This is a genomic window from Geodermatophilus sp. SYSU D00698 (assembly GCF_054050335.1).
In genome coordinates this window covers 1-14,739 of sequence record NZ_JBJGZD010000001.1, presented here as the reverse complement: position 1 = coordinate 14,739, position 14,739 = coordinate 1, and the positions used below count along the sequence as shown (strand labels likewise).

The window sequence follows — 14,739 nt, the reverse complement described above, 5'->3', positions numbered from 1 at the left end:
GCTCAGCGCAGGGCCCGCCGCGCCCGCTCGCTGACCAGGTCCACGGCGAGGGTCAGCGCGATCGTGGCCAGCAGCACCGTCGTCACGGCGGGCCAGTCGAAGACCGCCAGGCGTGAGGCCAGCAGCGCGCCCAGCCCGCCGGCGCCGAGCAGCCCGACCAGCAGCGTGTCCCGGACGGCGACCTCCCACCGGTACAGCGCGAACGCCAGCACCGGCCCGGCCGCCTGCGGCGCCACCCCGTACAGCCACGCCCCCGCCGGGCGGGCGCCCAGGGCGGTGAGCGCCGACCGCGGCCGGGCGTCGGCCTCCTCCACCACCTCGGCGGACAGCCGCCCGAGCACCCCGAGCGTGTAGACCCCGAGCGCGAGCGCCCCGGGCAGGACGCCGGGCAGCAGCACGAACAGCAGGACCAGCGCCCACACCGGCGGGGGCACCGCCCGCAGCAGCAGCAGGGCCGCGCGCGCGAGCGCCCCGGCGACCCGCCCGGGCGCCGACCGCCCCGCGAGCCGCGCGGCCGGCCCGGCCACCAGGACCGCGCCCGCCGTCGCCACCGCGATCGCCAGCACCGACGTCTGCAGCGTGACGACCGCCTGCCGGGCGACCTCCCGCAGCAGGTCGCCGCCACCGGCCGGGGGCCAGGCCGCGCCGAGCACGTAGCCGGCCTGCTCGCGGGCGCGCGCGGACACCAGCGACGCCGGCGACAGCGCCAGGAACCACCACGCCCACGCGACGGCGGCCGGCACCGCGAGCGCCGCCGCGGTCAGCACGCGGTCGCGGGAGAGGGTGCCGGCGCGCCGCCTCGGGGCGGCCACCCGGCGGCGCACCGCGCGCCCGGCGACGTCGGCGGCGAGGCACAGGAGGGCCAGCGCGTGGACGGCGGTCCAGACCTCGGGCCAGCGCAGCGACGAGAACGACAGCGACAGCTGGTAGCCCAGCCCGCCGGCGCCGACCAGCCCCAGCACGACGGCGGACCGGACCGCGCACTCCAGGCGGTAGAACGCGTACGACAGCAGCCCGCCGGCCGCCTGGGGGACCAGCCCGTACAGCGCGGCGGCGACCCGTCCCGAGCCCTGCGCGAGCAGCGCGTCGTACGGCCCGCGGGGCACCTCGTCGAGCAGGTCCGCGAACACCTTCGCGGTCACGGCGCCGCAGGGCAGGCCGATCGCCAGCACGCCGACCCACGGGTCCAGCCCGAGCAGGTTCACCAGCAGCAGGCCCCACACCGCCTCGTGCAGACCGCGCGGCACCGCGAGCGCGCCGCGGGCCGCCGCCCAGCCCAGCCGCCGGCCGCCCCAGGTGGTGCGGGTGAGCAGCACCGCCCCCGCCGCGCCGAGGACCAGGGCCAGCGCGGTGCCCAGGACGGCGTAGGCGACCGTCACCAGGGCCGCGGTGCCGAGCACGCCGAGGAAGGCGCCGTCGAGCGCCGGGGACAGCGCCGCCCCGGCGAACCGGCCGAGCTGCGTGCCGCCGGCCGGGTTGAGCACCCCGCCGTCCAGCGCGCTCGCGAGCGCCCAGCCGACGGCGGCCGGCGCGGCCAGCCCCCACGCCCAGCGGCGCCGGTCCCGCCGCAGCGGCGGCGCCGCCGGGCGGGACAGCACCGCGGTCACGCGGCCGCCCCGTAGAAGTCGGCCAGGTCGCGGACCGACAGCGAGGCGGCGCGGACGTCGAGGACCACCCGGCCGGCGGCCAGCCCGACCACCCGGTCGCAGCACCGCAGCGCGAGCGCCGGGTCGTGCAGCGCGGCCAGCAGGGCGCCGCCCCGGGACGCCGGCCCGCCCAGCAGCTCCAGCACCCGGCCGGACAGCGCCGGGTCCAGCGCGGAGGCCGGCTCGTCGGCCAGGACCAGCTCGGGGTCCTGCACCAGCAGCCGCGCGACGGCGACCCGCTGGCGCTGCCCGCCGGACAGGGCGCCGGTGCGGTCGAAGACGCGGTCGGCCAGCCCCACCCGCTCCAGGGCGGCGAGGACCTCGGGCAGGCCCTGCGGCCGCAGCAGGGACCACGCCGCCCGGGCCGCCGGCCACCCGCCGAGCCGGCCGGCGTTGACGTTGTGCACCACGCGCAGCGGACCCACCAGCTCGAGGTGCTGGTGGACGGTCCCCACCCGCGCGCGCAGCCGGCGCAGCGCCCGCCCGCGCAGGGCCGCGGGGTCCTGCCCGAGCACCTCGACCGTGCCGGACGACGGCGGCACCGCGCCGTTGGCCACGGCCAGCAGCGTCGACTTCCCGGCGCCCGAGGCCCCGACGACGGCGACCCGCTCGCCGGGACCGACGGTGAGGTCCACGGACTCCAGCGCGGTCGCCGCCCCGAACCGGACGGTGACGCCGGTCAGCCGGAGGACGGCGCTCAGGTGACCAGCCCCAGGCCGCGGCCGATCTCCTCGATCCGGTCGTGGTCGGAGGCCCGCGCCGGGACGAAGGAGCCGGCGCCGAACAGCTCGAGCACCGCGGCGTCGTCCGGGTCCCCGGCCGACAGCCCGGTGAAGTAGCCGGTGAGCCGCCCGGCGACGTCGTCGCCGAAGCGCTCGGGCGCCCGCGGGCCGAGCAGCCAGTGGTAGTCGTGGTAGGCCGGGGTCCGGGCGTACCGCACGACCGCCGGGTCCACCGCGCCCGCCTCGGAGCGGGAGGTCCACACCTGCTCGTTGAGCACCCCCGCCTGGTAGGTGCCCGAGGCGACGAGCTGGATGGTCGCGTCGTGCGAGCCGGAGAACCCCGGCCCGCCCGGGAAGCCCTGCGGGTCGACGCCGGCCTGCTGCAGGAAGTACGCGGGCATCAGCCGGCCCGACGTCGAGGTCTCGCTGCCGTAGGTGAACCGCAGCCCGGCCAGCGGGCGCAGGTCGTCCGACGGCGCGAGACCGGTGGCCGTGTGGACCACGAAGAGCGAGTGGAACGCCGTGTCGATGTCGCGCTGGGCGACCGGCCGCGCACCCGCCGCCTGCAGCCGCGCCTGCACCCCGGTGAGCCCGCCGAACCAGACGAGGTCGAGGTCGCCGGTGCGGAAGAGGGAGACCGCGGCGGCGTAGTCGGTGACCGGCACGTAGGTGACGTCGAGGCCGAGCGCGGCGGACATCGAGTCGGCGAGGGTGCCGTGGAGGCGCTGCAGGACCTCGGGGTCCTGGTCGGGGATCGCGCCGATGCGCATGGTGGCCGTCGCGCCGGAGGAGGGGGCGGCGCCGACGGGGGAGGAGCGGCCGCACGCGGCGGTGGCGAGGGCGAGAGCGGTGCCGGCGAGGAACGCGCGGCGGGACGGGTGGACTCCGGGGCTCCCCGACCGGAGAGCGCTGCAGCTGGTCACTACGTCCTGCTGGGCGGCGGGGGGACGGGCACGGGGCACCTCCGGGGACGGGCGGGGGAGGGGGACCGGCCCATCGTGTCGCGCGTGCCCGGGCGGCGCGCGTCCTAGTGTCGGCGCGTGACCGACTGCCTGTTCTGCCGGATCGTCGCCGGGGAGATCCCGGCCGACGTCGTGCACGAGACCGACCGCACGCTGGCCTTCCGGGACGTCAACCCGCAGGCGCCCACGCACGTGCTGGTCATCCCCAAGCAGCACCACGCGACGGCGGGGCTGCTCGTCGGCGCCGACCCGCAGCTGCTCGCCGACGTGGTGGCCGCGGCGCACGCGGTGGCGATCCAGGAGGGGCTGGCCAGCGAGGACGGCACCGAGCCCGGCTACCGGCTGGTGGCCAACACCGGCCCGCAGGCCGGGCAGACCGTCCACCACCTGCACCTGCACGTCCTCGGCGGCCGCGACCTGCACTGGCCCCCGGGCTGAGCCGGGCGGGCCGCCTGGCAGGGTGGCCGGCATGACCGACGCCGGCAGCGCCGCCCCCGTCCGGATCGAGCGGGACGGCGACGTCGCCGTCGTCGTGCTGGACGCACCGCCGCTCAACCTCTTCGACGAGTCGGTGTTCGCCGCCTTCGAGCGGGTCGCCGCCGAGCTGGTCGCCCTCACCGCGCCCGGCCGGCCCGACCGCGCCCGCGCGGTGCTGCTCGAGGCCCGCGGGAAGGTCGTCTCCGGGGGCGTCGACGTGCACGCCTTCCAGGAGATCGCCGAGGGGCCCGAGCCCGCGCAGCGCGGCGCGGCGCTGTGGGCGCGGCTGCTGCGCATCGCCCAGACCCTCGAGGACCTGCCCGTCCCCACCGTGTTCGCCGCGCACGGGCTCACCCTCACCGCCGCCTTCGAGCTGGCGCTGGCCTGCGACGTGCTGATGGCCGCGGAGAAGGCCTCGTTCGGGCTGCTCGAGATCCGCGTCGGGCTCACCCCGTCGATGGGCGGGCCGCAGCGGCTGGCCGAGCGGGCCGGCCCGGCGCGGGCGAAGGAACTCATCTTCACCGGCGAGCGCTACCCGGCCGCGGTGCTGGAGCGGTGGGACGTCGTCAACCGGGTGCTGCCCGACGACGGCTTCGCCGAGGCCGCCCGCGACTACGCGCGCCGGGTCGCCGCCGGCCCCACGCTCGCGCACGCGGCCACCAAGCGCCTCGTGACGACGGCGGTGCGGCACGGCGCGCGGGCCGCCGACGAGATCACCCCGCAGGTCTCCGGGCCGCTGTTCGCCACCGACGACCTGCGCGGCGCCGTCGCCTCCTTCCTGGCCGACGGGCCGGGGAAGGCGACCTACTCGGGGCGGTGACCCGCCTGCGAGCGCGGTTCCGGTGGCGGGGCGCGGGTAGAGTCGAGCCGTTCAGTCCCCGTGCCAGGAAGGCAGGGTCGAGGGTTCTTGCCCGACACCTCCCCGAACGTCCCCGTGCCGGGCGCCCCCACGTCCCGCGAGGCCTCCGCGCAGGCCGTCGCCGCGGACAGCGCCAGCACCCTCGCGAGCGCCACCCCCGCCGCGGTCCGCGCCACCATCACGGTCCCCGACTCCGTCTCGATGGTCGCCCTGCTCGGCTCCGGTGACGAGCTGCTCCGGCTGGTCGAGTCCGAGCTCGACGCCGACGTGCACGTCCGCGGCAACGAGATCGCCGTGACCGGGCAGCCGGCCGACAACGCCTTCGCCGTCCGCGTGTTCGACGAGCTCATCGCGCTGCTCGGCACCGGCCAGGCGCTGCGCCCGGACTCGGTGCGCCGGGTCATCGGCATGCTGCGCAGCGGCGGCTCCGAGCGGCCGGCCGACGTCCTCAGCCTCGACATCATCAGCCGCCGCGGCCGCACGATCCGGCCCAAGACGCTGAACCAGAAGCGCTACGTCGACGCGATCGACGCGCACACGGTCGTCTTCGGCATCGGTCCCGCCGGTACCGGCAAGACCTACCTGGCGATGGCCAAGGCCGTGCAGGCGCTGCAGACCAAGCAGGTCAACCGGATCATCCTCACCCGCCCCGCGGTCGAGGCCGGCGAGCGGCTGGGCTACCTGCCCGGCACGCTCAGCGAGAAGATCGACCCGTACCTGCGCCCGCTCTACGACGCGCTGCACGACATGGTCGACCCCGAGTCGATCCCGCGGCTCATGCAGTCCGGCACCATCGAGGTCGCGCCGCTGGCCTACATGCGCGGCCGCACGCTCAACGACGCGTTCGTGATCCTCGACGAGGCGCAGAACACGACCGCCGAGCAGATGAAGATGTTCCTCACCCGGCTCGGCTTCGGCTCGAAGATCGTCGTCACCGGTGACGTCACGCAGGTCGACCTGCCCGGCGGCGCGCAGAGCGGCCTCAAGGTCGTGCGCGAGATCCTCGACGGCATCGACGACGTGCACTTCGCCAACCTGACCAGCTCCGACGTCGTCCGTCACCGGCTGGTCGGCGACATCGTGGACGCCTACGAGCGGTGGGACGCCGCCCACCAGCAGGGCGCCGGCCGTCCCGCCGGCCCGGCCCGGCCCGCGCGGCCGACCCGCCGGCAGGGGAGCTGACCGCCGTGCCCGTCGAGGTCGCCAACGAGTCCGAGATCGCCGTCGACGAGGCCGAGCTGACCGGCATCTGCCGGTACGTCCTCGCCGAGATGGGCGTCAACCCGATGGCCGAGCTGTCGGTGCTGTGCGTCGACCCGGACTACATGTCCGTGCTGCACGAGCGCTGGATGGGGGAGAAGGGCCCGACCGACGTCCTGGCCTTCCCCATGGACGAGCTCGACACCGCCCGCCCCGACGACCCCGACCCCGGCCCCGCGCTGCTCGGCGACGTCGTGCTGTGCCCCTCGGTCGCCGTCCGGCAGGCCCGCGCCGCCGGCCACTCCATGGACGACGAGCTGCTGCTGCTGGCCACCCACGGCGTGCTGCACCTGCTCGGCTACGACCACATGGAGCCCGAGGAGGAGCGGGAGATGTTCGGCCTGCAGACCCGCCTGCTGGAGGGCTGGCGCGCGGCGCCGCGGCAGCCGGTCACCGGCGAGCCGGCCGAACGGGGTCCCGGGACGCGGTGACGCGATGAGCGCCGGTACGGTCACGCTGCTGGTGGTCGCGATCTGCCTGGTGCCGCTGGCCGGACTCTTCGGCGCCATGGACGCCGCCCTGCAGCGGGTGTCCGCGGCGCGGGTCGAGGAGCTGCGCCGCGACGGCGTCCGGCGGGCGGCCACCCTCGAGCGGGTCCTCGACGAGCGCGCCCGCCTGGTGGCGCTGCTCCTGCTGCTGCGGATCGTCTGCGAGATGGTCGCCGCGGTGCTGGTCGCCGTCGTCCTGGTCCGCGTGCTGGGCATGGGCTGGCAGGCGGTGCTCGCCGCCGCCGGCGTGATGACCGTCGTCAGCTACGTGCTGGTCGGCGTCGGGCCGCGGACGCTGGGCCGCCAGCACGCCTACCCCCTCGCCCTGACCACCGCCGGGGTGGTGCGGCTGCTGGGCCGGGTGCTCGGCCCGGTCGCGACGCTGCTGATCCTGATCGGCAACGCGATCACCCCCGGCCGCGGCTACCGGGACGGCCCGTTCTCCACCGAGGTCGAGCTGCGCGAGCTCGTCGACCTCGCCGAGGAGCGCGGCGTCGTGGAGTCCGGCGAGCGGAACATGATCCACTCGGTGTTCGAGCTCGGCGACACCATCGCCCGCGAGGTCATGGTGCCGCGCACCGACGTCGTGTGGATCGAGCGCACCAAGACCGTCCGGCAGGCGCTGGCCCTGGCGCTGCGCAGCGGCTTCAGCCGCATCCCGGTGATCGGGGAGAACGTCGACGACGTCGTCGGCGTCGTCTACCTCAAGGACCTCGTGCGCCGGTCGCAGAACCTCGGCGACGGGCGTGGCCCGAAGGTGGAGGAGCTCATGCGCCCGCCGGCGTTCGTGCCGGAGTCCAAGCCGGTCGACGAGCTGCTGCGCGACATGCAGGCCCGCCGCACCCACATCGCGATCGTCGTCGACGAGTACGGCGGCTTCGCCGGGCTGGTCACCATCGAGGACATCCTCGAGGAGATCGTCGGCGAGATCGCCGACGAGCACGACGCCGTCCAGCGGCCGCCGGTCGAGCACCTCGACGACGGGTCGGTGCGGATCACCGCCCGGCTGCCGGTCGAGGACCTCGCCGAGCTGTTCGACGTCGAGCTGCCCCGCGACGACGACGTCGAGACCGTCGGCGGCCTGCTCGCCCGCGAGCTCGGGCTGGTGCCGATCGAGGGGTCGTCGGCGGAGGTCGCGGGGCTGCGGCTGGTCGCCGAGAGCACCGGCGGGCGGCGCAACCGCATCGACACGATCGTCGTCACGCGGGTGCCCGACGCCGATCCCGGGCACCAGTCCGGGGCCACCCGGGCCGAGGTACCGGCCGGCGTGGAAAGCTGAGCCCTCGTGCCCGACCTGCAGCCCGAGGACGCCAAGCTCGTCACCCTCGCCCGCTCCGCGCGCGGCCGCACCGGCGCCCCGGAGGGCGCCGCGGTCCGCGACACCGACGGGCGCACCTACGTGGCCGCCAGCGTCGCGCTGCCCTCACTGCGGCTGTCCGCGCTGCAGGCGGCCGTCGCCGCGGCGGTCTCCAGCGGCGTCGAGGGCCTGGAGGCGGCGGCGATCGTGTCCGACGCCGACGCCGTCGAGCAGGAGGGCCTGGCCGCCGTGCACGACCTGACGCCGTCGGCGCCGGTGCACCTCGCCGGGCCCGACGGGATGCTCCGCACCACGGCGTGACCGCGACGAGTGGGGGCCGGAGGCCTCCGCGAGGAGCGGCCGTGGGGCTCCACGCCTGTGGCGGACGGCACGTGGCCGCGGTGTCGGCCGGTGGGCCGACGATGTCGTCACGCAGTGGGAGACTGGGCCGGTGAGCACGCCGGACCAGCCGTACCGCAGCGGCTTCGCCTGCCTGGTCGGCCGGCCCAACGCGGGCAAGACCACGCTGACCAACGCCATGGTCGGCGAGAAGGTCGGCATCGTCAGCAACCGGCCGCAGACCACCCGGCACGCGATCCGCGGCGTCGTGCACCGGCCCGGCGGGCAGCTCGTCCTCGTCGACACCCCCGGCCTGCACAAGCCCAGGAGCCTGCTGGGCCGCCGGCTCAACGACGTCGTCCGGGACACGCTGTCCGAGGTCGACGTCGTGGTGTTCTGCATCCCGGCCGACCAGCCGGTGGGCACCGGTGACCGCTTCATCGCCCGCCAGCTGAAGGAGATCACGGCGCCGGTGGTCGTCGTCGTGACCAAGACCGACGCCGCGTCGAAGAAGCAGGTCGCCGAGCAGCTGGTGGCCGCCAGCCAGCTCGTCGAGGCCGCCGAGGTCGTGCCGGTGAGCGCGGTCGCGGGCGACCAGGTCGAGCTGCTGGAGGATCTGCTGGTCGGCCTGCTGCCGGAGGGTCCGCCGCTGTACCCCGAGGAGCAGACCACCGACGAGGACACCGACCGCCAGATCGCCGAGCTCATCCGCGAGGCGGCGCTGGAGAAGGTGTTCCAGGAGGTGCCGCACTCGCTCGCCGTCACCGTCGAGGAGCTCAACCGTCGGCCCGACCCCAAGCGGGAGGGCGCGGAGCTGGTCGAGGTGCACGCGCTGCTGCACTGCGAGCGCCCCAGCCAGAAGCCCATGCTGCTGGGCAGGGGCGGGTCGGTCATCAAGGCGATCGGCACCGAGGCCCGCGCCGGGCTCGAGCAGCTGCTCGGCGCGCGCGTCCACCTCGACCTGCACGTCACCGTGCTCGGCGAGTGGCAGGACGACCCCAAGAAGCTCAACCGGCTCGGGTACTGATGAGCACCACGCCGAAGTCGCTGTACCGCGACGAGGGGATCGTCCTGCGCACCCAGAAGCTGGGGGAGGCCGACCGCATCGTCACGGTCCTCACCCGCCGGCACGGCAAGGTGCGCGCGGTGGCCAAGGGCGTGCGCCGCACCAAGAGCAAGTTCGGCGCCCGGCTCGAGCCGTTCAGCCACGTGGACGTGCAGTTCTACACCGGCCGGAACCTCGACATCGTCAGCCAGGCGGAGTCCATCCGCTCCTACGGCTCGGTCATCGCCGCGGACTACCGCGCCTACACCGCCGGCACCGCGGTGCTCGAGACCGCCGACCGGCTGACCGCGGAGGAGAAGGAGCCCTCGCTGCGGCTGTTCCTGCTCGTCGTCGGCGCGCTGCGGGCGCTGGCCGAGCAGACCCACCCGGCCGGGCTGGTGCTCGACGCCTTCCTGCTGCGCGCGATGTCGGTGGCCGGCTGGGAGCCGGCGCTCGGCGACTGCGCCCGCTGCGGCCTCGAGGGGCCGCACCGGCACTTCTCCGTCCCCGCGGGCGGCTCGGTGTGCCTCGACTGCCGCCCCGCCGGAGCGGGCAGGCCCAACCCCGTCACCATCGGGCACCTGGAGGCGCTGCTGTCCGGCGACTGGGTCACCGCCGAGGCCAGCGAGGCCGCGCAGTGCCGCGAGGGCAGCGGGCTGGTCGCCGCGCTGCTGCAGTGGCACCTCGAGCGCGGGTTGCGCTCCCTGCCGCTGGTCGACCGCTCGGACCCGTCGGCCCCGCGCCGGGAAGTGAGCCTGCTGAGTGAGGCGTGAGGTCCCGGCGCCGCGGCAGGTGAAGGCGCCGAACCCGCACCCCTCGGGCGTCCGCCCGCCCGAGCTGCCCGCCGACAAGGTGCCCCGGCACGTCGCGATCGTCATGGACGGCAACGGCCGCTGGGCGAAGGAGCGCGGCCTGCCCCGGACGGCCGGGCACGAGGCGGGGGAGTCCTCGCTGTTCGACTGCGTCGAGGGCGCCATCGAGCTCGGCGTGAAGGCGATCAGCGCCTACGCCTTCTCCACGGAGAACTGGCGGCGCAGCCCCGAGGAGGTCCGCTTCCTCATGGGCTTCAACCGCGACGTCATCCGCCGCCGACGCGACGAGATGCACGACCTCGGGGTCCGGGTGCGCTGGGCCGGCCGCCGGCCGCGGCTGTGGCGCAGCGTCATCCGGGAGCTCGAGGTCGCCGAGGATCTCACCCGGGACAACGACGTCCTCACGCTGACCATGTGCGTCAACTACGGCGGCCGCGCCGAGATCGCCGACGCCGCCGCGGCCATCGCCCGCGAGGTCGCCGCCGGCCGGCTGGACCCGGGCGAGGTCGACGAGGACGCCGTCGCCCGCTTCCTCGACGAGCCGGACATGCCCGACGTCGACCTGTTCGTGCGCAGCTCCGGGGAGAACCGGACGAGCAACTTCCTGCTGTGGCAGTCGGCCTACGCCGAGTTCGTCTTCCTCGACACCCTCTGGCCGGACTTCGACCGCCGGCACCTGTGGGCGGCGTGCGAGGAGTACGCCCGTCGCCAGCGCCGCTTCGGCAAGGCGTAGGCCCCCGTCCGCGGGTCCGCGACGGGGACCGTCCGGACCGCTCCCCGGACGTCCGTGCAGGCCGGGACGCGGTTCCGGCTGCCGCGCCGGAATCCGTTGACAGTGCGTGCGCGCCCCCTGACAGTGGCGGCTCCCCCGACAGAGGACGGAAGCCCCCACCGTGAGCGAGAGCACGATCGCGTCCCAGCACGCCCGGACCCCGGCAGCACCACCGCAGCCCGGTGACCTGACCGACCAGCTGATCGCCAGTGACTTCTGGACCGACCAGATGCTGGCCGACGCCGGCATCCCCGTCGTCGACGTCCCGTTCGTCACCTTCGGTGGCGGCATCGGCTCGTTCGTCACGGTCGACTACCTGCGGATCTGCGGTGTCCCGACGAGCGCCATGCGCGTGCTCACCCCGCTGAAGACGCCGTGGGAGAGCTACGAGTACCTGACGACGGTCTCCCAGATCCCGCGGGGCGAGCGGCTGCGGTCGGACTCGTCGTCCTGCCCCGACAACATCTGGGGCTTCCCGAGCTACGCCATCCGCGAGGCCCTGCAGGGCAACCTCAAGCAGGCCTGGAACGTGCTGGTCGAGCCGATCTTCGCGAACTACTACACGCCCAAGGCGGGGCACGCGTTCGAGTCGATGGAGAAGGAGATGTACCGGATCCGGTACCCGGAGATGGTCGTCCACGGCCAGGTCCGCATGGTCCGGCGCCGCGTGGGCGGGGGGTACTTCACCATCCTGACCCCGCCCGAGGGCGCGACGCCGACCAAGCGGATCGCCTACCGCAGCACCTGGGTGCACGTGGCCGTCGGCTACCCGGGCCTGAAGTTCCTGCCCGACCTGCAGCGCTACCGCAACGAGCACAACGACTACGGCAGGGTCGTCAACGCCTACGAGCGGCACGAGCAGGTCTACGAGCGGCTGCACCAGCGCCCGGGCACCGTCCTCGTCCGCGGCGGCGGCATCGTGGCCTCGCGCGTCCTGCAGCGGCTGATCGACGACCGCGACCGGCTCGGCCTGCAGACCCAGATCGTCCACCTGTTCCGCACCTACGTGGACAGGCCGCACGGCACCGGCATCCTCAAGCGCCGCAAGGGCGCCGACGGCTGGGCCTACCAGGGCTTCAACTACCCGAAGTCGGTGTGGGGCGGCCAGCTCAAGCAGCAGGTGCGCAAGAGCGAGGGCGCCGACCGGAAGCGGCTGTACGAGGAGATGGGCGGCACCAACACCCCCGTCCGCCGGGACTGGAAGGAGCAGCTCGAGCGCGGCCGCGCCGAGGGCTGGTACCGGGTGATGATCGGCCGGATCGAGGAGATGAAGCCGGCCGGCGACCTCGTCGAGGTCACCGTCAGCACCCCGGACCAGGGCCCGCACACCGGCACCTTCGACGCCGTCATCGACTGCACCGGCCTCGAGGCCGACATCCGCGAGCACCGCGTCCTGGCCGACCTGCTCGACCACTCCAACGCCACCCGCAACCCGGTGGGCCGGCTCGACGTCCAGCGGAACTTCGAGGTCACCGGCACGCGGAACGGCGGCAAGGTCTACGCCTCCGGCAGCGCCACCCTCGGCGGCCCGTTCCCCGGCGTCGACACGTTCTTCGGCCTGCAGATCGCCGCGCAGGAGATCGCCGACGACCTGATCGCGCAGGGCTTCGCGCAGAAGCTCGGGCCGGGCCGGTCGACCAGCCAGTGGTGGAAGTGGGTCCGGAACGAGCAGATCTGACCGACCCGCCCCCACCCCGCCGACCGACGTCCGCGACGACCGAGAGAGACGACGCCGTGCTGCCCACCCTGAACGGCCGCATCCAGACCAGGATCTTCCTGCTGGCCGTGGTCGGTTCGATCTGGACCCTGATCATCACCCCGGTGCTCCCGACCGGGGCCTCGCTCGGCGCCTCCTACGGCGCCACCTTCTCCGTGCTGCTCGTCGTGCTGGTGCTCGGCGTGCTGTGGGAGCTCGTCTACCACGGCATCCAGCAGTTCCGGTGGGAGAAGGACTGGCCGACGCTGTTCGGCCTGCTCACCGGCATCCCCGAGGGCCTGCTCGTGTGGTTCCTCTTCGCCGGCGGTGCGATCCCGTGGATCCACTCGCTGCCAGGCCCGGCGTTCGCCGTCCACTTCGTCAGCACCTGGCTGATCGTGTGGTTGGTCGCCAACGGCCCGATGCGCGTGCCGTTCATCCACTGGCGGATCAACGGCGGGAGGCTCGTCTGATGTCGACCCCCACGCCTCCGCTCACCGGGACGACCGGCGCACCGGCCACGGTTCCGCCGTTCGACCAGGTCGCCGTCCGGGTCGCCCCCGGTCCCGACCTCGTCGTCCGGATGCCCGGGGTGCTCCTGGTCGTCGGGGTCACCACGCAGCCGTCCGGCTCCGCCGCCCCGGCGGCCCGGCCGGCGCTGGTCGGCTGGGGCTCGGTCCCGGTCCCGCCCGCGCCCGCGGCCGCCCCGGCCGGCGACGCGCACGTCGGCGAGCTGGTCGCGCTGTGCCGCCGGCTGTCGGCGGCCGGCTCCCGCGCCCCGGGCCGCCGGCTGCACGAGGAGCTGCGGACCTGGCTCGGCACCGTGACCGAGCCGCCGTCGTTCGCGGTCGCCGCCGCCACCGAGGACGGGCTGACGCTCGTGCTCGTCGGCGGCGGCAGCGCCGAGGTGCCCGACCTGGGGCTGCGGCTCACGCCTGCCCAGGGGGAGAAGCTGGACAACGGCACCCTCGTGCTCGACCGCTTCGTCACCTGGCCGCCGGCCCCGCTGCACCTGTCGGCCGGCTCGCCCGCCGACACCGCGCCGCACCCGCTCGCCGACCTCGAGGCCGGCGCGGTCCCCGGCGCGGCCGCGGTGCTCTCACCGGCCCCCGCGCCGTCGGCCGCCGCGCCGGCGCCGTCGGGCACCATGCAGGTCCGGCTGCCGGCACCGCACGCCCGGGTGCCGCTGTCGACGGCCAAGCCGCCGGCCCGTCCGGTGCCCGCCGGGGCCCCGGCCGGCCACGACCACGCAGGCCACGACTCCGCCGGTCACGACTCCGCCGGGCACGGGCACGCGGCCCCGGCACCCCGCGCGGCCCCGGCACCCGCCGTCGACCCGGCTCCGGTCGCGCCGCCGCCCGCGGCGGTGGAGCTGCCGGCGCCGGAGCGGTCGTCCCTGCTGTTCGGTGCCGCCGCCGAGGCGGAGCCGGCGCGGCAGCCGCTGCCGACCCCGGGCCAGGAGCCGGCGCCCACCACCGCGGAGCCGGAGGACGAGCGGCCCACGGTCAAGGGCATCCTCTGCAAGAACGGCCACCTCAACGACCCGCGGGCCGGGTTCTGCGCGCTGTGCGGCATCCGCACGACGCAGCAGACGGCGGTCGTCGTCGAGGGCGTGCGCCCGCCGCTGGGGCTGCTCGTCTTCGACGACGGCGCCACGGTGAGCCTGGACATGGACTACCTGCTCGGCCGCGAGCCGGAGACCGACGAGCGCGTCGTCTCCGGCCAGGTGCGGCCGCTGCTGGTCCTCGACCAGACCGGCGGCGTCAGCCGGCACCACGCCGAGATCCGGCTCGAGGGCTGGGATGTGCTGCTGGTCGACGTCGGCTCGGCCAACGGCACGCTCGTCGCCCCGCGCGGCGCCCCGGGCTGGTCCTCGCTGGTGCCGCACCAGCCGATCCGGCTGACCCCGGGCACGGCGGTCCGCATGGGCGGTCGCCAGTTCGCCTTCGAGTCGCAGCACGGCGGGTACTGACCCGCACCCCGCTCCGCTCCGGCGCCCGTCTCCCCACCCGGGGAGGCGGGCGCCGTCGCGTTCCGGGGACTCCCGCGGGTGCCCCACCCGCGGTGGAGCTCTGTACCGGGCGGGGCGCGGCGCCCGGGGCCGGGGAGGGGGAGGGGCCTGCGCACGCTCGTGCTCTGCACACCGGTGTGTGCAGAGCACGAGCGGTCGGAGTGGGGACGACCGGGGGCAGGGACCACGAGGAGGTGAGGAGGGCCAGGAGGTGAGGAGGAGCGGGAGCAGTCGTGGGGGGGGGGGGGGGGGGGGGGGGGGGGGGGGGGGGGGGGGGGGGGGGGGGGGGGGGGGGGGGGGGGGGGGGCGGGCGCCGACCCCCCGCCGCCGGGCCCGGCGCCGCGGCCGGCGCC

General features: G+C 75.7%; 15 protein-coding genes. 12 read left to right on the top strand and 3 right to left on the bottom strand.

The window, feature by feature from the left end:
- Positions 1-2 precede the first annotated feature (2 nt).
- The 3 genes from ACI8AB_RS00075 to ACI8AB_RS00065 form a co-directional block, all read right to left on the bottom strand.
- Positions 3-1,607: a PhnE/PtxC family ABC transporter permease gene (locus ACI8AB_RS00075; protein WP_456948462.1), complete on the bottom strand. Its 1,605-nt coding sequence runs from the start codon at positions 1,605-1,607 to the stop codon at positions 3-5.
- On the bottom strand, positions 1,604-2,281 hold the full coding sequence (locus ACI8AB_RS00070; RefSeq protein WP_456948461.1) for a phosphonate ABC transporter ATP-binding protein: 678 nt from the start codon (positions 2,279-2,281) through the stop codon (positions 1,604-1,606). Before ACI8AB_RS00070 ends, ACI8AB_RS00075 begins: the two co-directional genes overlap by 4 nt.
- Positions 2,282-2,343: 62 nt before the next feature.
- Positions 2,344-3,291, bottom strand: a complete 948-nt coding sequence (locus tag ACI8AB_RS00065; RefSeq protein WP_456948460.1) for a putative selenate ABC transporter substrate-binding protein — start codon at positions 3,289-3,291, stop codon at positions 2,344-2,346.
- Between the two features lie 117 nt (positions 3,292-3,408).
- Here ACI8AB_RS00065 and ACI8AB_RS00060 point away from each other — a divergent pair, with 117 nt between their 5' ends.
- The 12 genes from ACI8AB_RS00060 to ACI8AB_RS00005 all read left to right on the top strand — a co-directional run bounded on the left by ACI8AB_RS00060 (position 3,409) and on the right by ACI8AB_RS00005 (position 14,347).
- Positions 3,409-3,768 (top strand): histidine triad nucleotide-binding protein, encoded by a 360-nt coding sequence (locus ACI8AB_RS00060; RefSeq protein ID WP_387985284.1) that lies wholly within the window; start codon positions 3,409-3,411, stop codon positions 3,766-3,768.
- A gap of 31 nt (positions 3,769-3,799) precedes the next feature.
- Positions 3,800-4,627: an enoyl-CoA hydratase/isomerase family protein gene (locus tag ACI8AB_RS00055; RefSeq protein ID WP_456948459.1), complete on the top strand. Its 828-nt coding sequence runs from the start codon at positions 3,800-3,802 to the stop codon at positions 4,625-4,627.
- A gap of 87 nt (positions 4,628-4,714) precedes the next feature.
- Positions 4,715-5,848, top strand: coding sequence for a PhoH family protein (locus tag ACI8AB_RS00050; RefSeq protein WP_387985280.1), 1,134 nt, complete (start codon positions 4,715-4,717; stop codon positions 5,846-5,848).
- Between the two features lie 5 nt (positions 5,849-5,853).
- Complete coding sequence (ybeY, locus tag ACI8AB_RS00045; protein ID WP_456948458.1) at positions 5,854-6,357, top strand: rRNA maturation RNase YbeY; 504 nt, start codon at positions 5,854-5,856, stop codon at positions 6,355-6,357.
- Between the two features lie 4 nt (positions 6,358-6,361).
- A complete protein-coding gene (locus tag ACI8AB_RS00040) occupies positions 6,362-7,693 on the top strand; it encodes a hemolysin family protein (protein ID WP_456948457.1) in 1,332 nt (443 codons plus the stop codon).
- 6 nt (positions 7,694-7,699) lie between these two features.
- Complete coding sequence (locus ACI8AB_RS00035) at positions 7,700-8,032, top strand: cytidine deaminase (RefSeq protein WP_456948456.1); 333 nt, start codon at positions 7,700-7,702, stop codon at positions 8,030-8,032.
- A gap of 130 nt (positions 8,033-8,162) precedes the next feature.
- Positions 8,163-9,077, top strand: coding sequence for a GTPase Era (gene era, locus ACI8AB_RS00030; protein WP_456948455.1), 915 nt, complete (start codon positions 8,163-8,165; stop codon positions 9,075-9,077).
- Complete coding sequence (recO, locus tag ACI8AB_RS00025) at positions 9,077-9,868, top strand: DNA repair protein RecO (protein WP_456948454.1); 792 nt, start codon at positions 9,077-9,079, stop codon at positions 9,866-9,868. Before era ends, recO begins: the two co-directional genes overlap by 1 nt.
- Complete coding sequence (locus tag ACI8AB_RS00020; RefSeq protein ID WP_456948453.1) at positions 9,858-10,640, top strand: isoprenyl transferase; 783 nt, start codon at positions 9,858-9,860, stop codon at positions 10,638-10,640. Before recO ends, ACI8AB_RS00020 begins: the two co-directional genes overlap by 11 nt.
- A gap of 160 nt (positions 10,641-10,800) precedes the next feature.
- Positions 10,801-12,357 carry a hypothetical protein gene (locus ACI8AB_RS00015; protein WP_456948452.1) on the top strand — a complete coding sequence of 519 codons (1,557 nt, stop codon included), beginning with the start codon at positions 10,801-10,803 and terminating at the stop codon, positions 12,355-12,357.
- Positions 12,358-12,413: 56 nt separating this feature from the next.
- Entirely contained in the window at positions 12,414-12,848 is a 435-nt protein-coding gene (locus tag ACI8AB_RS00010; RefSeq protein ID WP_456948451.1) for a hypothetical protein, read from the top strand.
- A complete protein-coding gene (locus tag ACI8AB_RS00005; RefSeq protein ID WP_456948450.1) occupies positions 12,848-14,347 on the top strand; it encodes an FHA domain-containing protein in 1,500 nt (499 codons plus the stop codon). Before ACI8AB_RS00010 ends, ACI8AB_RS00005 begins: the two co-directional genes overlap by 1 nt.
- Positions 14,348-14,739 lie beyond the last annotated feature (392 nt).